This window comes from Bowmanella yangjiangensis, from assembly GCF_018531185.1.
GTDB lineage: Bacteria > Pseudomonadota > Gammaproteobacteria > Enterobacterales > Alteromonadaceae > Bowmanella > Bowmanella yangjiangensis.
In genome coordinates this window covers 1-21442 of record NZ_JAHDJU010000005.1, presented here as the reverse complement: position 1 = coordinate 21442, position 21442 = coordinate 1, and the positions used below count along the sequence as shown (strand labels likewise).

Annotated in this window: 22 protein-coding genes; all 22 read right to left on the bottom strand. The window is 50.3% G+C overall.

Annotation, left to right across the window (positions count from 1 at the left end; genetic code table 11):
• Positions 1-68: 68 nt before the first annotated feature.
• On the bottom strand, positions 69-1535 hold the full coding sequence (gene rng / locus KJY73_RS20610; RefSeq protein ID WP_206593116.1) for a ribonuclease G: 1467 nt from the start codon (positions 1533-1535) through the stop codon (positions 69-71).
• On the bottom strand, positions 1532-2092 hold the full coding sequence (locus KJY73_RS20605; protein WP_214345529.1) for a Maf family protein: 561 nt from the start codon (positions 2090-2092) through the stop codon (positions 1532-1534). The genes rng and KJY73_RS20605 overlap by 4 nt, the downstream gene beginning before the upstream one ends.
• 1 nt (position 2093) lies before the next feature.
• On the bottom strand, positions 2094-2576 hold the full coding sequence (gene mreD / locus KJY73_RS20600) for a rod shape-determining protein MreD (RefSeq protein WP_206593114.1): 483 nt from the start codon (positions 2574-2576) through the stop codon (positions 2094-2096).
• A complete protein-coding gene (gene mreC / locus KJY73_RS20595; protein ID WP_206593113.1) occupies positions 2560-3432 on the bottom strand; it encodes a rod shape-determining protein MreC in 873 nt (290 codons plus the stop codon). Before mreC ends, mreD begins: the two co-directional genes overlap by 17 nt.
• A 51-nt stretch (positions 3433-3483) precedes the next feature.
• Positions 3484-4527, bottom strand: coding sequence for a rod shape-determining protein (locus tag KJY73_RS20590; protein ID WP_102794482.1), 1044 nt, complete (start codon positions 4525-4527; stop codon positions 3484-3486).
• Between the two features lie 220 nt (positions 4528-4747).
• A complete protein-coding gene (locus tag KJY73_RS20585) occupies positions 4748-7834 on the bottom strand; it encodes a polymer-forming cytoskeletal protein (protein ID WP_214345528.1) in 3087 nt (1028 codons plus the stop codon).
• Complete coding sequence (locus KJY73_RS20580; protein WP_214345527.1) at positions 7831-8256, bottom strand: type II secretory pathway protein; 426 nt, start codon at positions 8254-8256, stop codon at positions 7831-7833. Before KJY73_RS20580 ends, KJY73_RS20585 begins: the two co-directional genes overlap by 4 nt.
• Positions 8246-9118: a type II secretion system protein gene (locus tag KJY73_RS20575; protein WP_214345526.1), complete on the bottom strand. Its 873-nt coding sequence runs from the start codon at positions 9116-9118 to the stop codon at positions 8246-8248. Before KJY73_RS20575 ends, KJY73_RS20580 begins: the two co-directional genes overlap by 11 nt.
• A 1-nt stretch (position 9119) precedes the next feature.
• Positions 9120-9710, bottom strand: a complete 591-nt coding sequence (locus KJY73_RS20570) for a type IV pilus modification PilV family protein (RefSeq protein WP_214345525.1) — start codon at positions 9708-9710, stop codon at positions 9120-9122.
• The gene (locus KJY73_RS21980) at positions 9697-10272 is read right to left on the bottom strand and encodes a prepilin-type N-terminal cleavage/methylation domain-containing protein (RefSeq protein WP_214345524.1); all 576 of its coding nucleotides are present in this window, start codon (positions 10270-10272) and stop codon (positions 9697-9699) included. The genes KJY73_RS20570 and KJY73_RS21980 overlap by 14 nt, the downstream gene beginning before the upstream one ends.
• A 25-nt stretch (positions 10273-10297) precedes the next feature.
• Positions 10298-10828: a prepilin-type N-terminal cleavage/methylation domain-containing protein gene (locus tag KJY73_RS21975; protein WP_206593107.1), complete on the bottom strand. Its 531-nt coding sequence runs from the start codon at positions 10826-10828 to the stop codon at positions 10298-10300.
• 93 nt (positions 10829-10921) lie between these two features.
• Entirely contained in the window at positions 10922-11521 is a 600-nt protein-coding gene (locus tag KJY73_RS20555; RefSeq protein ID WP_214345523.1) for a prepilin-type N-terminal cleavage/methylation domain-containing protein, read from the bottom strand.
• 43 nt (positions 11522-11564) lie between these two features.
• Positions 11565-12071: a hypothetical protein gene (locus tag KJY73_RS20550; RefSeq protein ID WP_206593105.1), complete on the bottom strand. Its 507-nt coding sequence runs from the start codon at positions 12069-12071 to the stop codon at positions 11565-11567.
• Position 12072: 1 nt separating this feature from the next.
• The gene (locus tag KJY73_RS20545; protein ID WP_214345522.1) at positions 12073-13287 is read right to left on the bottom strand and encodes a type II secretion system F family protein; all 1215 of its coding nucleotides are present in this window, start codon (positions 13285-13287) and stop codon (positions 12073-12075) included.
• 1 nt (position 13288) lies between these two features.
• Positions 13289-15022, bottom strand: coding sequence for a GspE/PulE family protein (locus tag KJY73_RS20540; protein WP_214345521.1), 1734 nt, complete (start codon positions 15020-15022; stop codon positions 13289-13291).
• A 2-nt stretch (positions 15023-15024) separates the two neighbouring features.
• A complete protein-coding gene (locus KJY73_RS20535; RefSeq protein ID WP_214345520.1) occupies positions 15025-16050 on the bottom strand; it encodes a tetratricopeptide repeat protein in 1026 nt (341 codons plus the stop codon).
• Positions 16047-16955 (bottom strand): ExeA family protein, encoded by a 909-nt coding sequence (locus KJY73_RS20530; RefSeq protein WP_214345519.1) that lies wholly within the window; start codon positions 16953-16955, stop codon positions 16047-16049. The genes KJY73_RS20535 and KJY73_RS20530 overlap by 4 nt, the downstream gene beginning before the upstream one ends.
• 2 nt (positions 16956-16957) lie before the next feature.
• Positions 16958-18619, bottom strand: a complete 1662-nt coding sequence (gene mshL / locus KJY73_RS20525) for a pilus (MSHA type) biogenesis protein MshL (protein WP_214345518.1) — start codon at positions 18617-18619, stop codon at positions 16958-16960.
• Complete coding sequence (locus tag KJY73_RS20520; RefSeq protein WP_214345517.1) at positions 18609-18935, bottom strand: hypothetical protein; 327 nt, start codon at positions 18933-18935, stop codon at positions 18609-18611. The genes mshL and KJY73_RS20520 overlap by 11 nt, the downstream gene beginning before the upstream one ends.
• Before the next feature lie 2 nt (positions 18936-18937).
• The gene (gene gspM, locus KJY73_RS20515) at positions 18938-19582 is read right to left on the bottom strand and encodes a type II secretion system protein GspM (RefSeq protein WP_214345516.1); all 645 of its coding nucleotides are present in this window, start codon (positions 19580-19582) and stop codon (positions 18938-18940) included.
• Positions 19575-20177, bottom strand: a complete 603-nt coding sequence (locus KJY73_RS20510; protein WP_214345515.1) for a PilN domain-containing protein — start codon at positions 20175-20177, stop codon at positions 19575-19577. Before KJY73_RS20510 ends, gspM begins: the two co-directional genes overlap by 8 nt.
• Complete coding sequence (locus KJY73_RS20505) at positions 20174-21010, bottom strand: MSHA biogenesis protein MshI (protein WP_214345514.1); 837 nt, start codon at positions 21008-21010, stop codon at positions 20174-20176. The genes KJY73_RS20510 and KJY73_RS20505 overlap by 4 nt, the downstream gene beginning before the upstream one ends.
• Between the last annotated feature and the right edge of the window lie 432 nt (positions 21011-21442).

Sequence of the window (21442 nt, the reverse complement as noted above, 5' to 3'; positions counted from 1 at the left end):
CGCTTGAGTCATTGTCCGTCGGCATAAGCCTTATCATTCATTAGGTTTCTATTGCCATACTGAGTCGGCTACATCATCACCACGTCGTATTTGTCCTGATTGTACAAGGGTTCCGTTTGTACCTTTATCTGTCTGGAGACAAACACTTCCAACTCGGCCAGCATATGCGACTCTTCCCCCAGCAGCGCATCGGCGACCGCTGGCGAGGCATAAACCACAAATTTGTCTGCATCATAGGCGCGGTTTACCCGCACTATTTCACGCATAATTTCAAAGCAAATAGTTTCCACAGTTTTAATGGAACCGCGCCCCTTACATACTGGACACTCGCCACAGAGGATATGTTCCAAACTTTCGCGAGTTCTTTTGCGGGTCATCTCAACCAGACCCAGGGCGGTAAAGCCATGAATGTTGATCTTAGCCCGGTCTTTGCCGGTCGCCACTTCCAGACTGTGTAACACCCGACGCTGGTGATCCAGGTCGGTCATATCAATAAAGTCGATGATAATAATGCCACCCAGATTACGTAGCCTAAGCTGTCTGGCAATGGCGGCGGTGGCTTCAATGTTGGTATTGAAAATCGTCTCTTCCAGATTCCGATGTCCAACAAAAGCCCCGGTATTGATATCAATAGTGGTCATGGCTTCGGTCTGGTCGATGATCAAATACCCACCCGACTTCAACTCAACTCGCCGCTCCAGCGCACGCTGCGCTTCGTTTTCCACATCATACAAGTCAAAGATAGGTCGCTCGCCCTGGTAATACTCCAGCAGCTCGTGCAACTCAGGGGCATATTCCTTGGTGAAGCTTTGCAGCTCACTGAATGCCAGTTTTGAATCTATACGAATACGATCCAGCTGGGTGCCAACAAAGTCTCGCAATACGCGACGTGCTAATGGCAAATCCTCATAAAGTACGTTGGATTTGCGTTTTTTCATGCGTTGCTGCACTTTTGCCCACAGGCGTTTGAGAAACTCAGCATCCTGCTGTAACTCACTTTCTCCAACTCCTTCAGCCGCAGTGCGCAGGATAAACCCACCATCTTCACTGCACAGCTCCTGCACTAGTAGCTTGAGACGCTCTCGCTCGGCCTCGTCTTCAATGCGCTGCGATACGCCAACGTGGGCAACACTGGGCATAAACACCAGATAACGTGAGGGTAAGGTAATGTCCGTGGTTAAACGGGCACCTTTAGTGCCGATAGGATCTTTCACCACTTGCACTACGATGTCCTGACCGTCTCGCACCAGTTCACGAATATCTTGCTTGGACAAATGACTCTCTGATACTTCCCCCACCAACTCGTTATGAATAACGATGTCTGATGCATGTAGGAAAGCCGCTTTGTCCAAACCGATATCCACAAAGGCTGCTTGCATCCCAGGTAACACCCGGCTGACCTTGCCGCGATATATATTCCCTACAAGTCCTTTTTTGGTATGTCGCTCTACGTGGATTTCCTGCAAGATGCCATTTTCGATCAGGGCAACCCTGGACTCCGATGGGGTAACGTTGATCAACAGCTCGGCACTCATAACAGATGTTGCTCCTTTAGCAATTCGGCAGTTTCATACAAGGGTAACCCGACCACCGCACTGTAACTGCCCTGAATACGTGTGACAAACCGACCAGCCAGCCCCTGAATGCCGTAACCTCCGGCTTTATCCTGTGGTTCACCGGATTGCCAGTACCATTCCATTTCTTCCGGGGTTACCACTTTAAAACTGACATCCGTCAGCACCAACCTGTGCTGCAATCCGCGATCGCTGCGCAGCGCCACCGCCGTCATTACCTGGTGATGGGCACCGGACAGTAAGGCAAACATGCGCTTAAAGTCGGCCTGGTCTTGCGGCTTGCCGAGAATTTTATTTTGACATACCACAGCCGTATCAGAGCCAAGTACCGGATCTACATGCCCTGCTTGTCGCCAACCAGCTTCGGCTTTGGCCCGGGCTAACCTAACAACATAGTCCCGAGGCTCTTCACCACTTCTAACCGACTCATCAAGGTCGATACTGATCTGTTTGAACGGTACCTGCAGTTGGCTTAACAACTCGGCACGACGGGGAGAGGCCGAAGCTAAAATCAGCATATCAGCTTACCTTAAGTTGTCTGCGCGCCTTGCGCAGAATCATAAAACACCATGGCCAAAACAGCATGGTGGTAAAGACTGGCCATAAATAATCGAACAGGAAATAAATATCGGTCAGCATGTGCTGCAGCCAGAATATCACCAGGTGATAAAGCGCCGCCAACAGGCCAATCATAAAGGCCTGTTGCCACACTGAATAGTTGCGCAGGCGCTGGTAGTTGGCAGCCAGGATAAAGACCACCAGACTGAGCGCTAGACTATGAATGCCAAGCGCTGTGCCGAGTAAAATATCCAACACCAGACCGTTGATAAAGGCCACGCCGACATTAACTCGCTGCGGTAAAGCCAAGGTCCAATAGCCTAATACCAGCAACACCCAGTCGGGTCGGTAGGGGTCGACCATAATAGGCATCGGCATAATTTGCAGCATCTGCGCCACCAACAAACTGATGGCAATGGCCCAATGTTTAAGACTGAGGCGCATCAACGACCTCTCCTTGTTCAACCGGCCCCTGCGGTGCATCATGTGGCCACAGCAATAACAGGTACTTCAATCTGTCCAACTGTGCAGCAGGCACGGCACGAATCACAGCGAATGGACGGGTTTCGTCACGTATGACATCAACAATGCGCCCAACCGGATAACCTTCTGGAAAAACTTGCCCTAAGCCGGAAGAAACCAGTACATCGCCAGGTTCAATATCGGTACTGTGCGGCACATGGTTGATGACCAGTCGGTTCAACTGCCCCGAACCAGAAGCCACCAGCCTTACGTTGTTACGCAACACTCTAACCGGCACAGCATGGGTAACGTCGGCAATCAGCAATACCCGACTAGTGGTAGTGCCTACCTGCATCACCTGGCCAACGATACCTTTATCATCCAGCACCGGTTGCCCTTCATACACACCTTGCAAGGTGCCTTTGTTAATTACGATCTGGTGGCTGTAGGGGTTGTTATCAACCGCCATCAGCTCGGCCACAATTTTGCGCACATCGGGGCGCACTGGCGAACCGAGCAAAGTGCGCAATCGTTCGTTTTCTTGCTCCAACACTGAAAAACGCTGCAATTGCTCACTCATCAGAATATTTTGACGAGTGAGCTGGGCATTATCTTCCAACAACTGACGCTGAGTGGTTAACGCCCGGGCGCTCTGGCTTAGCACTTCGCCGGGTAGATTAGCCATATATTGCAGAGGGCTGACCAGGGAGTTTAGGTACACCCTGACATTGCTGAAGGTATCCAACTTGCCGTCCAGGATGATAAGCAACACAGACAGCACACTGGCAAGCACCAGTCTGCTGGTCAGTGACGGACCGCGGGAAAAAATAGTATCCAAGACAGACGCCTAAAAACGAGTGGGCGGCTTACGCCGCCTCTAATTAACCGATTATTCGTAGCTGAACAGGTCGCCGCCGTGCATATCGATCATCTCTAAAGCCTTACCACCACCTCTGGCGACACAGGTAAGCGGGTCATCGGCGATTACCACCGGAATACCGGTTTCTTCCATCAGCAGACGATCCAAATCTTTCAGCAAAGCGCCACCACCGGTCAACACCATACCGCGTTCAGAAATATCTGAGGCCAGTTCAGGTGGAGACTGCTCCAATGCCACCATAACGGCCGACACTATGCCGGTCAGTGGCTCTTGCAACGCTTCCAATATCTCATTGGAATTCAGGGTAAAGCTTCTCGGTACCCCTTCTGCCAGATTACGACCACGCACTTCGATTTCACGGACTTCCTCGCCCGGATAGGCCGCGCCAATCTCATGCTTGATACGCTCTGCGGTAGCTTCACCAATCAAGGAGCCGAAGTTACGACGGATATAGTTGATAATAGCTTCATCAAACTTATCACCACCGATACGCACCGAAGAGGAATACACCACGCCGTTCAATGAGATAATCGCGACTTCCGTAGTACCACCACCGATATCGACTACCATTGAACCTGTTGCTTCTGATACCGGCAAACCTGAACCAATAGCCGCTGCCATAGGTTCGTCAATCAGAAACACCTCACGAGCACCCGCGCCCAGTGCAGATTCACGAATAGCACGACGCTCAACCTGAGTTGAACCACAAGGTACACACACCAGCACACGCGGGCTGGGGCGTAGGAAATTATTGTCATGCACTTGTTTAATAAAGTGCTGCAACATCTTTTCGGTAACATAGAAGTCGGCGATCACACCGTCCTTCATCGGCCGGATGGCCTTGATGTTGCCCGGGGTACGACCCAGCATGCGTTTGGCCTCACTGCCCACCGCTGCTACACTCTTTGGACCTCCGGCACGCTCCTGACGAATGGCCACCACAGAGGGCTCATTCAAAACTATGCCTTGGTTTTTTACATAAATAAGGGTGTTGGCTGTACCCAGGTCGATAGATAAGTCATTGGAAAACATTCCGCGAAGCTTTTTGAACATGTACTGACCCGGTCCTTAACTGCCGCCATTTAACGAAAATGGGGCTAAATTTAGCATTTACGACAAACTGGTTAACTTTACCAATGCCCCCGCCCCTGCACAAGTTGTGTGGACAAGGCATTAGGTATAAAAAAGCAAGAAAAATTCCCTTTTGGGTACAGACAAGGCTGCAAAGCGGCAAATTAACGATTTTTATGCCAACTAAAGCCAGTGGCGGGGCTTAGGGAAATACCTCGCGTTGAAAAATTAAACGGTCATTACCACGGAACTGGCCGAAGCTTGCTTTGGCTTTAGGACCTTCCTGGATGCCAGAATTTTGCCAGTCGTATAAAAGCCAGCTAAAGGGTGTTTGCCATTGCAGTGAAACCTCTCCCTGCATATTGGTTGGGCTGAGTATAAAACCCGCGCTAGGTAATAGCGGTTGTCCGCTTAACACTGTGCCACTTCCCGCAGGCTTTGTAAGGATGCCTGATGGTGTTTTGCTCAGAATCGACAATTCACCGGCATTGAATACAGAGCAGTTATCCAATTCGTTGGTCAGCCACTGATTACTAGCTTGATCAAAGTACTGCACAACCAAAGGCAGAGGTAAGTTTTCTGTTTCAGGCCCGAAAGTATTGAGTAATGTGGCCCTGCCGTAGCGCATTTTCATTGGAGAACCACTGGCAACATTTTGCGCCGGAGACAAGTCAGTATGCACATTTTGCATGGCTACCATGTCACTGTCATTGATGCTGATCCCCAACAATAATGCATCATAAGGCCCATCAGCACTGGTTCCCCGGGAAAACACAATATTTGCATCAATCCCAGCTATTCCTTTATCCCATAGGGTGTCCAACTCATTTGGCAACAATCTGTCGCTTAGCACTTCACCCTCATAAGCCATAAGGGCCAGATTGGCTGATTTGGCAAACGGCCCCATGTAGTTCTGGGTGGTGGTACCAGCAGTATTCTTGGCGACGATATTAGCCGTTAGCCCAAAACCTTGCCCCATATAGGTAAATGGCGCGGGTGTCTCCCCTACCAATCCGCACGCCGGGGTAATGCTATCATCGGTCAGGGCAAAGTAAGCCGGAATAAAACGACCGATAGGTTCACTTTGACTTAAGGGCAATATTTTCCCTGCGCCCAGATAGTCCTGGTCAACATCAACGCTCACGCGAATCACGCCCACTTCAGAAAAGCTGACATTGAGGTTTTCAAACACCCCAGAAGTAGTATTCACTTTGGTAAACGCGGCCTGATTAGTCAGATTGCCGCTTTCCCCCGGCGTTGGTGCCAGTAGTTCATGGTCGACAATCACCAGTTTTCTCGGCGCGGCTTCATTGCCGAAGTTATTGGTGGTGCCACCCAGCGCATTCAAGGCACTCAATCTTACGCTGAATGTCTCGCCGGCTTCGGCAAACACGTCACCCTCGTGATAAGCGCCGCTGAATGAACTGCTGTTGCCGCTGGAGTTTTTTATCTCAATGGCCACGGCGGCTGGCCTTACGGTAAAGGCAGATGAGGTACCACTCAGTTGTTTGCTGCTGTTGTTACTGGTGGTCGCGGCGGCCAAGGTGATCTTTCCGGCATCATCAAAGCGTACATTTAAAGTAGCTTGCCCTGTATCACCAAAATCGGCCTGGATTGTGCCCGGCGCATCACCCAGTGAAACATTATTTACGGTCAACCAGTTGCCGCTGCTACACGTACCAGGATCCTGACAGCCAAGATCAATGGAAAGTGCCTGATTGTTAGTCAGTGCAGCGTTACAAAACCCGGTTTCCGCATCGGTGGTAATAGCTTGCACATCTAGTTCAAACGCCACGCCAGCTACCTGATGGCTAAGCGCGGTATCACTGGTGTTCTTTCGCACAAAGCGCAACAGACTATCTTTGACAGTAAACTGACAAGCTTGGCCGGTTTGGCCTTTTACGCAGGCTGCCGTATTTGAAGGAATAGTGCCGCTAATAGCACCGGTGTTGAGCTCAAAAGTTGCCGGATAAAGGGCCTGTGGGTCAATGGCCATCACTATATTGGTCTGGCTGCTGTTATTAAAATTTGCAACGACCGAGGCTAGCTTACCGTTTTTTTCGGCTACTTCGACCGTGGCGGTAATCTCGGCCTGTGTCGCACAAGCAGCATCTCCGCAGGCAATCACGTTCACAGGGTATTGGCTCTCACACGTGGCCATTAAACCACTGTGACTAAGCAGGAAATGGTGCACCTGAGCAGCAGGTGAACTGCAACTGGTGGGGGTGTAACCATCTGAGGAATCACAGTAGACTCCCCCATCGATGGTGCCATTGTTGGTGATATGACTGGCGGTAACATCACCGGTGACCCGCCCCCCCCAATCCACCACCACCAAGGAGTCTGCCACAATATTGCCGTCCACTAATGCGTTAGAAGACTTCAAAATCGCCTGACCGGTTTCAATATTGCCGTAAACGCTGCCATTACTGCCGATAGTTAATGACGTGCTCGCCAGGATGTCGCCATATACAACAGCATTTGACGGTTTAATATCTACTATAGGCGCAACAACATTCCCGGTTAAGCTGCTGCCACTGGCAAGTATAAAGCTGCTGCTGGCATTGACCTTGCCAGTCAAATACACCGCACTGATCGTGTCAATGCTGTATGCGGTTAGATCACCAATCACTGTGGTGCCACTGCCTATCAGCAGCTCGCCACTGGCAGATATATCACCTTCTATGCGGCTGCTACTGGAGCTGATGGTGACATCCGAACCTTGAATCGGTCCTGTAATATTGTTGGCTGAACCCGTAACTATCGTTCCGCCGTATAGTCCCCCAACCAGGGTATTACTCGAGCCCAGTTCAATAATGCTCGCGGTCAGGTTCCCTGTAATCTGATTGTCAGATGCAGTATCAATACTAGTAGCATTCATATCACCACTAAACGAACTGCTGGAACCCGTCTCAATTGTCTGTGCGGAGATATTACCAACCACTCTATTGGCATAACCAAAATCTGCCGTCTTTGCGACTGTGATATTGGCTTTAGCCCGAAAATCAGACCCTGAAGTGAGATTGCCCGAAACCTCAATGGTTAACCTGGAAGCACTGCCACTTTGGTTTACTTTGGCATTGGACAAGCTAGCATTGCCGTTAATTTTTAATAAGACGTTGGTGCTGACAGAGATGCTGTCATTCCAACTTAAAGAGAGTACCGGGCACGTGACCGTCGAACCGGCCCTTTTACAACCGCTTGGCAATGGGCCATTAGGAAGACTGTAGTCAACCGCCCACACTTGCCACGTCACCATCAATAAGAACCAGCTGAGCCAGCGGGTCATAGCCCCTCCCTGGCATCAACAGACAGCGTGCGGCTTATCACCGCATCACCGGCCTGGCAGGCCCCCGTCACAGAAAACTGGTAAAGACGAATACCGGCGGTCGCATAGTCCTCGTGTTGGCAGCGACGCAGATAAGCGCAATTTTCTAACCCCGGCACAGAAAGGGTTTGAAATAGTGCATCCGTTTGGCAGGCCGCCGGTTCACTCGCACTTGAGCCTAGCGGAAAAACGGCGACTAACTGGCTTTCCAAGCCGCTTTTGGCTGCTTGTAATGCTCTGACACCATACACTTCAGTGACAATCGTATCGCTGGAGGTTGAAAGAACCCGCGAGAGTGCAAATCCCAATCCGGCTAATACCACCAGTATGAACATCGCCATCATTAACATACTGCCACCTTGTTTGTGTTTATCAGGGCACATTAGGCACCTGCACTTCATAATGATAGGTGACAATTTCTTCATTTAGCATAAAGCGCAGCCTAATCTGCACCAACGCATTTCGGGTCAAGGTGGCTGGCCTGACCTTAAAGGGTAACTCATCCTCCGCAGTCACCAGTGAGTATGGCTGCACATCTTTTGCCATCAAGGAGGCTAAACTTGCTTTAATCAGGCCGATATTAGTATTGCTATTAGTTGGGCTGGAGAGATAACCATAGCCCTGGTAACGATACAACCAAGCGTCACTCTCGCCCCCTTCACGCCAGAAACAATAAGCAACCGGTTGACCGCTTATGTAAAATCGCGACGAGGGGGAGTCTGCCGCAAACTGAATACTGGAGGCCAAACTGATAGTCATTAGATTATCAGCGTCGGGACCAGTCACCCCAGCGATAGGATATTGAGCCCTGGGCAAAGCCGTAGAGTTATAGACATTCACCGATGAAATTGGGTAAACCAACAAACGATCGCCATTGACGAAATTATAGCTGTCACTGCCCCCGCTTAAGGTTAACACCTTCACCTCAGATGCTGCCGGTTCGGGTGCCACCGGCACATCCAGATAGTAGCCGCTCCATTTGGCTGGCACGAACTCAATACAATGGCTGTTGTTGGCGTTGGCCTGACGAGTACGAATACTGTTAGGTACAGCATTACGCAGTTCCCGGCTTAATCGTTCCACGACAAAACGTGCTTCACTTAGCAGTTGGTCACGCTCTGTGGCATCCACATAGATGCGGGTACCCATACCAATAAAGCTGAAAACAGCTAAAGACACCACGCCTAAAATGGTGATCACCACCACCATTTCCATCAAGGTGAAACCGCGTTTTCGGGCCCGCATATCAGTAGTTCCCCCGATAGGTGGAAAACACCATGGGCTGCCCCATCGGGGTTGTCACGGTCAGGGTGATGAGTTTCATATTGCCTATTACAGCATCAGCCTGGCCGTCCATATTTTGGTCATAAAAGACCTGCACACCAACTACAAAGCCCTGATAAAGCGCTGCGTCATCGCTGAGTAAAGACGCTTCCGCTGCCGCAGCATCAAAAATGGCAGCGGCGCTTAAGCCATTCAGACACAGATAGTCGTCCACATCATCATACAAATCCTTATTTGTCCCGCCTTCTTCACAACCTAGTGCCGCAGGTTGCGTGCACAATTCATCGGCTTGAATACCGTCTTCGGGCCTGTCAGCATCTTCTCCGCAGCGCAGTAACCCGCCGGCACGATCTGAATGCTCGTCAAACGCCCGGCCACTGATTTCATTTAATAATGACTGAGCAAGTTGTGCTGCGCGGGCCTGAAGAATAGGTTCAACACTACGACTGGCCTGAGGCAGAATCAGGCTACTGATCATGGTTAAGGCAACGGCAAAGGCAGTAATACCAATCACCATTTCCATCAATGTGAAGCCCAAATTACGGGCAGGCATGGATATAGCCCTCTGGCTCAATACAGACCTTAGTGGTTATAGCGCCGCTAATCTGCACCTGACAAGCTGACTGGCAGACAGGTTGCGGGTTAGCTGGATTTTGGTTACTAACCGGACGGCCAAAGCTGTCAAAGCCAATATGATCAAGGCTAGTTGCGCCATCTAAAACCGACAGTTGTATCCCTTCACTAGTGAGTTCGCCACTGCTACTGCGCAAATATTCGGGCGTAAAAGCCCCGACCACAGTGCTACAGGTCCTGGCAGCCTGGCTTGCACCGCCGTTTAGCGCATAAGCCAGATCGGCCTGGGTTGCAGAGGTATGGGTATAGTCAGGCGGACCAAAATCGCTTACTGCGAAATTAATCTGAAAACAGAAACTAGCCCGAGTATCTTGCATAGCACGGGCCTGCATATTACGTAGTGCAGCCACCACCCGTGCCTGCACGGTATATTCCACCACGCCGTCCTTGCCCGCAAAGCGGCTGGCAGCAGACACCGCCAGTATCCCAAGGACAATGATCACTATAATCAATTCCAGCAAGGTAAAACCGGCGGTTTTCAAGGTCGTTCCCTATCCAAGCATCAAGTTAGCAGTCGGTGGTGACTTTACCTACAATGATTCCCGCGCCCTCAGCAGAAGATGCTGTGCGATTATTTTTAACAAATGCGAAGCATCTGTTAGCCGTACCTGTGGGCGCCGCGGTACCTGAATAAACAACAATACCGTTCGCAGATCCTGTAACAGCACCGTTGTCGTCAATAGTAGCGACTGCAATAGTAAAATCGGTAACATTCAATAGTTGCCCCCAATCTGCGGCCGCATTGGAATCAACATTTGATGTCGAAGGATATCCGAAATTCAGTAATACAGGATTGCCGTTCACTTGAACGGTTGGCCCATTAGTCCCAGCCTCAGCAACTCCTTGATTACCTGCAATCAAAGACTTCCCATAAACTATCGAGTTCGCTGTTTGCATAGAAGCAATTACACCATCCAGCGTTGCAGCTTTCGCGTCCGACTGAATATCAATAAACTTAGGCGCGGCGGTTACCGCCAGAATACCCAGAATAACGATTACGATGATCAGCTCAATTAATGTAAAACCACGTTGTTTCATATCACCTACCCCTTTTAAAACAAACTCTTAGTATATCTGTTAGGTTATATCACCACCTTCAATGGCGAAAGTGGTGTCGTATGCCTGGCCCTATTAAGGGCGACTAAAAACTATGACCTGACCAATTCGAGGGTCATACACAAAACCGTCCCCTACCGTATTGTCGGTGGGCGCAGCTTGTTTATTCTTTATCGACTGGGTCAGATAGTAGTAACAAACATCATTACCGCCCGAGCCCGCACCATCCCCAGCCCTGGTATAGTAGCGATAATTTGCAAAAGGTTTTTGATTCCAATCAGGTGTAATGGTTGGCGCACTTTGCATAATTAAGTTAAAAATGCTCACACAGTCCAAATCCCCCACAGCGTCATCTTCCGAACTGCTGTCGTTAGCCAACTCGCCGCTTGGATAGCCAGTATTCTTATCGATGCCAATCTGAATGCCGCCTACGGTAACGAAGGTACTATTCGTACCGTTGTTTTCTGACGGACGTCCTTCTAATTCCCACTGGGCGCGGATCAGCCCAACACCAGTAGCAAAGCCACCCGCCACACCTTCGACCGTGGCATTTTGTGCATCATCCGTCACCTCCAGCATGCGTGGCAAAGCCACGGCCGCCAGCAACCCCAGTACCACCACCACAATAACCAGTTCGATTAGGGTAAAGCCCCGCTGTTGATTGTGCTTTTTCATCTTGCTCCCGTCCCCTTGTTGGCGGAATTGCTCCTCAGCTTAGTCATTGCTTAATAACCTGGCCGGTGTAAATCCTGTACTCAAAATATGGTCCTGTGGACAAACGGAATCGACAAGTACTGTCCAGTGCGTTGCCGGTCAGGCTTACACCGTCGAAGTACTCGCCATAAACCTTAAAGCTCTGTACTTCCATCGGTACATTTAACACCGACTTCCACAACCCTGCACAGCCGTCGCTAGTGGGCTCAACCCGCGGCCAACCTATATGACTCATGGCGATAGGCCGCCTATCCACTTCTTTACCTACACTGTTATAACGAATCTGCAGTATACGGGCCGGACGCCCCTCGGCTTCCCATTGCCATTTCGCCCCCACCACGGCTTCAGCCATTTCGTCAGCCAGCAAATCCAGACTAACCTTTTTAAGATCATCTTCACTGTCATTCAGATACCAGATAAAGAACGCCATCAGTAGGGCAAACAGGGTGACTATGATGATCTGAATCATCAGGCGTTGCAGGTTGCTTTCACTAACTGATTGATCACTCATCTCACCTCCCCCGATAGGCGCTAGCCATATCCCACATGGGTGTGAAGATCCCCAATGCCAGCACTAATACCATTATCGCCACGATACCTATCAGAATCGGCTCAATCTTGGCGGTCAGGCTCTTCAGGTCATATTCCACTTCACGCTCGTAAAACTCGGCGACATCGGTAAGCAGTTCATCCACCCGGCCGGTCTCTTCGCCAACATTAATCATCTGCAACACTAAAGGGGTAAATAGCTTACTGCTTGCACAGACCCTTGAGAGGCTTTCCCCCTTTTCTATATTGCGGCGCATCTCCAGAATCTGCTTGGCCATATATTTGTTATCCACCGCATCGGCGACCAGATTGAGGGCATGGGTTAATGGCACTCCTGCTCGCGTCATCATGGCGAAGCTGCGCGCGAAACGGGATAATAATGAGCGCTGAAGTATGCTGCCTACAGCAAATAGCTTGAGCTTGTATCTGTCCCAGTTCAGAGCACCTTGCTCACTTTGCAAATAGCGCCGCAACATCAGCCAAGCAGCAATAACAGCCAGCAACATCAAATGCCAATAGTGCACAAACAGATTGGACATACCGATAAGCACTTTGGTCATGGCAGGTAAGTCGGCCCCCAACTTGGCAAACATACCGGCAAAGGTAGGGATCACCCAGATATTCATAATCACCAAGGCAATCACTATGGCAATTAACACAAAGATCGGATAACGCGTGGCGGCCTTAATCTGCTTACGGGTTTCTTGTTCCCGCTCAAGATATTGCGCCAGCAAGCGGAAAGCTTCGTCAAGCCGACCTGTGTTTTCCCCTACATGCACAACACTGACAAACAGACTATTGAACACGTTCTTGTGTCTGTGCAACGCATTAGACAGTGAATGTCCGCGCTCCATATGTTCAACCACATCCAGCAAAGCTTCGCGCATGCTCGCCGAACTGCTGCTTTCAGCTAAACCGCCGATTGCCCGCAAAATTGGGATCCCTGATTTCGTCAGCGAATACATTTGTCGGGCAAAAATTACCAACCCGTCCAGGCCTACTCTGGATCGAAACCAGGTTATCTGCCACTTGCCCTTTTCTACACTGGCCTGAATAACAATAGGTACCAAATCCCTGTTTAATAACACTTGAGCGGCGCTGGCCTGATCCTGAGCATCCAGAGAACCGGTAAGCATTGAACCATCTCGCGTACGGGCTTGGTAGTCAAACTGTGGCATATCAGCTATTAGCCTCCGCTACCTTAGGCATGGCCTGGTCGTCTAACACCATTTCCACCAGTTTTAAGACTTCCTCAACTGTGGTCAGGCCCTGTCTGGCATAATCCAATGCGGCCTTTGAGAGGGGCTGATACCCGCTGCATTTCTTTGCTGCCAGGCTGAAGCCATTGGTATCAGCAACTTTAAGTGCACTCATCATGCCTTCGGTCATTTCCAGTAACTCAAAGACACCAATACGACCGTGGTAGCCGGTTTGATGGCACTGGTCGCAACCTCTGCCATGTTTGAATTCAATGCTGCTGACATCATTCGCCAGACTGTTTAACCAAAACAGTTCATCCCGGTCCGGTTGATAGGGTTCAGCACAGTGCATACAAACCCGTCTGACCAAACGCTGGGCCACGATAGCGCGCAAAGAGCTGGCCACCAGGTAGCCAGGCGCGCCCATGTCCAACAGTCGAATAGCGCTGCTAATAGCGTCGTTGGTATGCAAGGTAGATAACACCAAGTGACCTGTCAGAGCGCCGCGCAAGCCAATCTCTGAGGTTTCATGGTCGCGCATCTCACCTACCATGATGACATCCGGATCTTGTCGCAATGTGGTGCGCAACACATTGGAAAAGGTCAGCCCGATTTTATGATTAATCTGCACCTGATTAATCCGTGGCAGGCGATATTCCACCGGATCTTCCACGGTAATAATTTTTACCCCCGGCTGATTCAACTCACTTAATGCGCCATATAAAGTGGTGGTTTTTCCCGAGCCGGTAGGGCCGGTGACCAACACCATGCCATGGGGACGCTTAAGTAGCTGACGAAAACGCACCAGCATTGCCTCTGGCATGCCGGTTTCTTCCAGGGTAAGCAGGCCAGCGGATTGATCCAATAAACGCATTACCACGGATTCACCATGCTGTACCGGCATGGTGGAAAGGCGCACATCGATGTGATGGCCTTTTACCTTGATATGGGTACGCCCATCCTGCGGTAAACGTTTCTCAGAAATGTCCAGACCAGACATTAGCTTCAGACGTAACACCAAGGCCGACGCGATGTTGCTTTCTTTAATCAGGTTTTCCTGCAGTACTCCATCCACCCGCAAACGGATACGCAGCAATTGTTCGTCGGGCTCAATATGAATATCCGACGCCTGCATTTGCACCGCATCTTCAAATATGGATTTGAGCAATCTGGCGACGGCGGTATCTTCCTCTTCCGCGCCCATATCAGCAAAATCAAACTCAGTGGCTTCACGATGCTCACTGGCCAGTTCTTGGGCAAAAGAGGCAATGTCTTCGGTACGCCGGTAGTGCCTGTCAAAGGCCGACAGCAGTTGCGATTCCCTTACCACAGCAACCTTAATCGGCTTTTTCAGCAAATTAGCCAGTGTATCCAGCGCAGCCAGGTCGGCAGGATCGCTCATACCAACCAGAATGTAATCGAGGTTATTTTCCAGCACCAAAGCCCGATAGCGGCGAGCCTGCACCTCTGGCAATAGTTTGATCGTCTCAGGCGGTAAGGAGCGAGTGCTGATATCAATAAAAGGTACGTTCAACTGCTGGGACAAAAATGTCAGCAGTTGGTTTTCACTCACCAGTCCCAAATCCGTCAGGGTGTGACCCAACTTGCGCCCGGACTGACGCTGAGCATTTAACGCTTGTTGCAACTGCTCTTCACTGATAACACCCTCGTGAACCAGCAAATCGCCAAGACGCATCTTAAGTTTGGGTTGCATAACTACTGCCCCTCCAACGCACTTAAGCGCTGCACTACAAAGCTTTGTAGTGAAGAATTGAGCTTGCCACTGTGACTTAGCCACAGATAGTGTTCACGAGCCTGTTCAACTTCCCCTTGTTGATCCTGACTGACAGCCAGCCCCATCCGCCACTCCACTTTCTGTGGCTGATATTCACTCAGCAACAGGTAATCCTGCACCGCTAACGGCAGCTCGCCGGCTTGCTGCGCCAACTGCGCGCGCAGAGCGAAATAATCCGCATAAGCTAGAATTGACGGTTGGTGTTGCTTAAGTAAAACCAGAGCTTCGGTCTGGCGCTGCTCTCCAACCAACATACGCGCCAGCATTAACCGCAGTGACGGCTCTTCCTGGAAACTTGCTAACCCGTCTTGCAGCAACTGTTTAGCGCCTCCAACTTGGCCAAGCCCATACATTAGCTCTGCCAGACGTAAACGCACGGCATGTTGTTGAGGTTGCATATGCAGCATTTGGGTTAACAGTTTTTGCGCCGATTCAAACTGATTCTGTGCCAGCGCATGTTTTGCCCTTTCTTTAAGCCCTGCCCATTGCAGATCCTGCTCCGATGCTTGCTTGGAAATACTTAGCTTACCCTCAGCTACAGGTACTTCATCTTTCACTACAGTGGCGGTCTCAGAGGTGGGATTTTGCTGTTCCTGAGGTTCCTCAGACACCAGCGTCTGAGCAAGTGCAGGCTGCGGCTGCGGCTGCGGCTGCGGCTCAGTATCCTGGGCTTGAACCTTAGCGTCTTCAACTTGCTTTTCGGTTACGCGCTCCACCGGTTTGGCTAACCGAACAGGCTCAACCTGTGCTGAAACGTCTACCTTCTCGGGCTGTATCCATTGTGGAATCAACCAGTAAGCCAATGCCACCAGCAGTGCTATTGGTAACACGCCAAACAACCACCAAACCGAACGACGTGGGGCGGGTGGCTGATATTCGGCCTGTAAACCGGCCGGGGCTGCCTGGCGGTTTTCCAGATCTTTGAGCATTTTATTTACAACGCTCATAGCCACCTCAACCATAGCCAATAACCGGCCCCTGCCATCACTAAGCCGGATAGTACAATCACTAACAATGACCAGGAGCCGATAGCCGAAGACTGAATAGCGGCCTCGGTATCTTGTACTGCCAGTTGTATATGGGTCGGCGTGACCTGCATCTTGCCTTCACCAAAGGCCAACATCAGGGCTTTGTGGCAAAGCACGTTCACCAGTCTCGGCGTACCCTGGGAAGCGCGAAACAATTTGCGGCAACAGGCCGTACTGAAAACTTCCCCCCCCCGGTAACCAGCGACCTGCATACGGTGTCGTACATATTGGGTGAGTTGGTCCAGGTCCATGGCGGATAGCTGATAACTAAAGCCGATGCGCTGTTTCAATTGACGCAATTCGGGCAAAGCCAGCTTGGCATCCAGCTCTGGCTGGCCAAACAGCACCACCTGCAGGAGTTTTTGCGATTCGGTTTCCAGATTACTGAACAACCTAAGCGCTTCAATACTTTCCACCGGCAAAGCCTGAGCTTCGTCGATGATAAGCACGGCCGCCTGACCCTGGCGGTGGATATCGATAAGGCGCTGCTGAATGCGCTGAGTAAATTGCTGTTGATCGACAGGGCCATCGAAATTGACTCCCAGCTCTCTGGCCACCGCCAACCTCAGTTCCTCTGGCGACAAATAGGGATTGGGAATATAAGCAGAAACAAAATGATCCGGTAATTCATTCAACAACTTGCGGCATAGTAAGGTTTTGCCTGTGCCCACTTCACCCGTTACCTTGATAAAACCTTCGCCCGTTTTCAAAGCCAAGGTCAGAACCTCAATAGCCTGCTTATGGCTGGGCAAACCAAAGTAGTAACTGGTATTAGGCGTTAGCGTAAAAGGCAATTCCCGCAAGCCGAAGTGGTACAAGTACATGCTCAGTTCTCACCAATCCAGTCACGCACCTGATCGCGGCTTTGCATTAACTGCTTACGCCAGGTATCCGGCCCGACTACAGTCGGTCTGAGCAGAATAATCAGCTCTTTTTTCTGCTCCACTTCCCGACGATTTTTAAATAGCTCACCGAGCAGCGGAATGCTGCCCAAAACCGGCGTTTTGGAATGGCTTTCGCTGATAATGGTTTGCATCAAACCACCTATCACGACAATCTCACCAGAGCGGGCATGAATAATAGTATCGGATTCCCTGATATTGCTTTGCGCCAGAGGCAAGACAAATTTTTCCTCATTCAGGGTGACGACCTTTTCCTGTTCTTCGGTTTCAATAACCGAGGGATGCACGTGCAGCAATACGCTGCCGTCTTCATCTATCTGCGGTGTGACATCCAGGGCGATTCCCGAAAAAAACGGGGTGAGTTCAATGTTTGGTGTCACCGCGGTTGTGGAAGAACTGATGGTGCTTTGGCTGGACACATCGGTAACAAAATACTCGTCATCGCCTACCTTGATCACCGCCTTCTGATTATTAATTGCCGTCACCCGCGGGCTGGACAATACCTGCACATTGCCCTGCGTTGACAGCAAGTTAATTACCCCGCTGAAATCCTTGTTCACAAACGCCAGACTAGCAGCACCTCCCAGAGTACTGGTAAGGCTGTTCACCGCCGTAAAGCCTTGTGTTGAAAAACGAAAATCTGTACTGCCGACATTGGCTAATACCTGATTCCAATTTACCCCCTGCTGGTAATCATCATTAAGCGATACCTCGATAATCCGCGCTTCGAGCACCACCTGACGTTGAATAGTTTGTTGTGAGCGAGATAGAAACTCGCGCACGCTGCGCAGTTCATCAGGCATAGCGCGAACAGTAACCAGGCCTGCTTGCGGCGATACGATGACACTGCGTCCGCCTTGCCCTCCCACCAGGCTTATTAAGGCTTCTTTCAAATCCTTCCAGAAGTCTGTTTGCGTGCGGGTCAGAATATTCGTGCCGTTTACATTGTTGTTGGCATTGAAATTGTTGCTGTATTGATTGCCGCCGGTCTGGCTGTTGCCACCAAAGTTGTTAGCACCGCCATTATTAGCACTGTTATTGTCAAACTGTGACACGCCACCTGACATAATGCTGGATTGCGTTGTGCCATCACGAGTCATCAACAGGTAATTGACCGTGAAAGTTTCTGTGCGTATGCCTGAGGGATATACCCGAAATACGTTGCCGCTACGCTGAACATCATAACCATACATTTCTTCGGTTAAATCCAGCGCTTCTTGCAGTGTCACCTGTTTCAAGTCGAGTGAAATAGTGCCTTGCACCTGCGGATGAATTGCTACGCTGAAGGGTGTGCCTTCAACCAAGCCACTGAAAAACGCTGCGGCGGCTACCTGCTCCGCTTTCACATCAAAACGCTCTTCACTGAACAAACCAGCAGACAGTTCATTGATTCCCGCACTATTGGACAATAGCGCCGACACCTCACTAGGGAGTGTTTGCAATGCTGTAGCCGGCACAACGGACGAGCTGCCTTGTTCATCCACTGCTTTTTGTAACTGTGTCGCCGTTGTCTGGCCACCATCATTCGTCTGGCAGGCAGTCAACAAACAAATCAGAGTAAGCAGTACAGAGAACTTAAAATTCATCGGTATTGTCCTTCACCTTGGTATCATTCAACACCACTACCCGAGTTTGGCCATGCTCACTAAAGTGCACCGCATCGGCGTGGATCGCCGCCACAACAAGATCACCCAACTTGTCACCTACATACATAATACGTTGATTTACAATGGCATAACGCCGTTCTTCGGCAATAAATATGGCGCTGACCCGCAACGATGCGGCATGTGCACCAGAGGATGCTTCATCCATTTTTTGCGTTGTCGGCGGCCTGGTCGGATCCTGTAATTCAACCGCATCCGTTCCCAATAGCAGCACCAGATAAGCAGAGGTCAATATCAAGGTTAGACTCCTACAAAGGCTTTACCCGTGCTCAGGGTATAAAGCTCTATTTGCAACCGGGCCGTGGGGTACTCAGCCACCTGATAGTCAAAAGTCTGCCAGTAAAATTGCCAGGGCAATGATTGCAAATGCTGCAAATATGCCTGGATGGCAAAATAACGCCCTTCCACAATCAGTACCAACCCTTGTCGATACAAACTCAGCTCACTGTCGCCATTGGTTTGGTCTATAACATTAACCGCAGGCTGTGAACTCAGTTCAATAAGCTTTAGCTCCGGATGTTCGGCTAACAGCTCCTGCAGAACCTCCTTCATACGTTTAGCCGGAATAAGCTGACGGGTTTGCTCTGCTAAGGTCTGTCGCAACCTTTCCTGTTCGGACAAAAGCTCATTAATACGCTGATTCAGTGGTGCATCCGGGTCGACGTTGGCTGCCAGCAATTCATTTAGTTGCAGTTGCAAGCCATGGCCTTGGCTCAATCGACTTTGATGGCTGCTCTGCTGGGCCTTTAACGCAGTAAATCTGGGGTCAAGTAGCAAGTACCAGCCACCATACAAGAGCACAAACAAACCCGCTAAAAGTAGCCACACTCGCTCTCTGAGCGAGCGGGACAAAAAGGCTTCGCTAAGTTTTTGGTAGCTACTCATTGTCTCCCCCTTTTTGACCGGGAAACATTGAGCTGAGCACAAACTGCAAATTGTCTTGCCCATCGCGGGTCAAGGCCACGTTGGAAAACTCCTTACCCTGGAAGTAAGGGGATTGTGAGAGCTTCTCCAGCCAAGCTGGCAATGCTTCACTATACTGTACACCGCCCTTGAGAGATAAATGCGCTCCATTCACCTGAATTTGATTTAACCAGACGCCGTCCTGGTGGTATTTGGCTAAATCCTGCATAAAAGTCGCGTAGCCCGGCCCCGCGCTGCCCTGCTGATCTAATAAGGTCAGAATATGCTGCTGGGTATCAATCTGTTTTTGCAGTGCCAATATACGTTTGGCCAAAACCTCACTGGGTTCCCTTCCCAGCAGTTGCTGCTGGGCAGCGACTTGTGCCCGCTGATTTTGTAATCGCTGCTCGGCATGTTCGGCAATAGCCTGCCACTCCGTTAGCTGACGTTCGCTGTACCACCAGCCAACGGCCAGCAGAACAGCAACCAAAACCCAGACCGACAGCACAAAGGGAAGTGTGAGTAATTCATAGCGGGGGCGCATGTCCTCCGAGTAGAGGTTTACCCGAAACTTCATGCTTCGTCTCCCCGCAGTTGACGCATAGCGGCTCCCAGACTGGTTAAACTGCCAGATGTAAAACTCAAGCCCTCGGCATGCGCCAATTGAGGTTGAATAATCTGCGTATCCAGCAAGGTTGCCTCTTTTAACAGCTGCGCCAGGTCAGTCATAAAAGGCGTATCAATACAGAGCAACAGCCGCTTAACCGGCGCCTGTCGCAACTGACTGTCGAAATAGTCCATAGAGCGCTGAATTTCGAGGCTCAGGCTATCCGCAATCCCCTGATGAATCTGTTCCAGTCCATAACTGCTCAATTGCTCATAACCACGCAACCGGCGGGTAAAGTAAAGCTTGCCGTCTTTGAGAATACTCAGCGATATTTCTTCGCCCGGCTCCTGCAGCAAGGTGATGTGCGCCTCATGATGGGGTTCGAGTAAATCACATTGACTTAGCTCTTCGACACCTATGCTGGCAAGTTGTAAACCAGCTTGGGTAATACCTTGAACCAGCTCTTCAACCAGACTTTTAGGTACCGCGACTAAATTAATTTTGTTGGAGCCAGACGGCTGCGCAGGCAAATCAAAATAATCGACCTGCATTTCCTCAGAGGTACCTAATAGTTCACGAACGGACCAGCTCAGCGCCGGTAAGATTTCCGGCTCAGGCACCGGAGGCCGCTCCACTTGTAACAGCTGATAGCGGTTGGTGGAAAAGACCAAATGACAGGGGGTGTTTGCCGCACGGTGACTCTCAACCCACTTACTCAGAGCAAGAGGCCAGTCCTTTATGTCCATTTTGTGCTGAGCAACCCAGAATGGTTGCCCTTTCTTCAATGCCAATAACGACAGCATCACTCCATGCTGGCCAAACTCCAGACCAACAGAGCAAAAAGCAGCAGATTTCCGAAACCTACTTTTTACAACATCTTTCCAGCCAAGATGGGCCATATCGCGCTGTCTTTATTGTTATTTCAACTAATTACATCAGACAATTAGTATTTTCACCAGTATTTATCCGGGTTAGTCGCCCGTCAGTCTGACGTTTCTCTGTGCTAAATCAAAAATCGTGAAAATTTTTCAACACCCTTAATCCTTTTTACCGTTCCCCCCCTTAACCGATGTATCACCACCTCAATAGGAGATGGTTTAAGACTGACAGTAAAAATCCACCTGCATAGCAGGTGGCTTTGCTTAAGGGCACCCTAGAAGGGTGCCTTTCTACTCAAGAAAGTGCTAAGTGCTGTTGACGCTCCTCTTCCTCTTTGGCTTGTTTATCCTGATACT

Excerpts from the sequence above, each read along its gene's own strand:
- rng (WP_206593116.1), bottom strand. The coding sequence starts at position 1,535 with ATGAGTGCCGAGCTGTTGATCAACGTTACCCCATCGGAGTCCAGGGTT.
- KJY73_RS20605 (WP_214345529.1), bottom strand. The coding sequence starts at position 2,092 with ATGCTGATTTTAGCTTCGGCCTCTCCCCGTCGTGCCGAGTTGTTAAGC.
- mreD (WP_206593114.1), bottom strand. The coding sequence starts at position 2,576 with ATGCGCCTCAGTCTTAAACATTGGGCCATTGCCATCAGTTTGTTGGTG.
- KJY73_RS20590 (WP_102794482.1), bottom strand. The coding sequence starts at position 4,527 with ATGTTCAAAAAGCTTCGCGGAATGTTTTCCAATGACTTATCTATCGAC.
- KJY73_RS20585 (WP_214345528.1), bottom strand. The coding sequence starts at position 7,834 with ATGACCCGCTGGCTCAGCTGGTTCTTATTGATGGTGACGTGGCAAGTG.
- KJY73_RS20580 (WP_214345527.1), bottom strand. The coding sequence starts at position 8,256 with ATGTGCCCTGATAAACACAAACAAGGTGGCAGTATGTTAATGATGGCG.
- KJY73_RS20575 (WP_214345526.1), bottom strand. The coding sequence starts at position 9,118 with ATGCGGGCCCGAAAACGCGGTTTCACCTTGATGGAAATGGTGGTGGTG.
- KJY73_RS20570 (WP_214345525.1), bottom strand. The coding sequence starts at position 9,710 with ATGCCTGCCCGTAATTTGGGCTTCACATTGATGGAAATGGTGATTGGT.
- KJY73_RS21975 (WP_206593107.1), bottom strand. The coding sequence starts at position 10,828 with ATGAAACAACGTGGTTTTACATTAATTGAGCTGATCATCGTAATCGTT.
- KJY73_RS20555 (WP_214345523.1), bottom strand. The coding sequence starts at position 11,521 with ATGAAAAAGCACAATCAACAGCGGGGCTTTACCCTAATCGAACTGGTT.
- KJY73_RS20550 (WP_206593105.1), bottom strand. The coding sequence starts at position 12,071 with ATGAGTGATCAATCAGTTAGTGAAAGCAACCTGCAACGCCTGATGATT.
- KJY73_RS20545 (WP_214345522.1), bottom strand. The coding sequence starts at position 13,287 with ATGCCACAGTTTGACTACCAAGCCCGTACGCGAGATGGTTCAATGCTT.
- KJY73_RS20540 (WP_214345521.1), bottom strand. The coding sequence starts at position 15,022 with ATGCAACCCAAACTTAAGATGCGTCTTGGCGATTTGCTGGTTCACGAG.
- KJY73_RS20535 (WP_214345520.1), bottom strand. The coding sequence starts at position 16,050 with ATGAGCGTTGTAAATAAAATGCTCAAAGATCTGGAAAACCGCCAGGCA.
- KJY73_RS20530 (WP_214345519.1), bottom strand. The coding sequence starts at position 16,955 with ATGTACTTGTACCACTTCGGCTTGCGGGAATTGCCTTTTACGCTAACG.
- mshL (WP_214345518.1), bottom strand. The coding sequence starts at position 18,619 with ATGAATTTTAAGTTCTCTGTACTGCTTACTCTGATTTGTTTGTTGACT.
- gspM (WP_214345516.1), bottom strand. The coding sequence starts at position 19,582 with ATGAGTAGCTACCAAAAACTTAGCGAAGCCTTTTTGTCCCGCTCGCTC.
- KJY73_RS20510 (WP_214345515.1), bottom strand. The coding sequence starts at position 20,177 with ATGAAGTTTCGGGTAAACCTCTACTCGGAGGACATGCGCCCCCGCTAT.
- KJY73_RS20505 (WP_214345514.1), bottom strand. The coding sequence starts at position 21,010 with ATGCTGTCGTTATTGGCATTGAAGAAAGGGCAACCATTCTGGGTTGCT.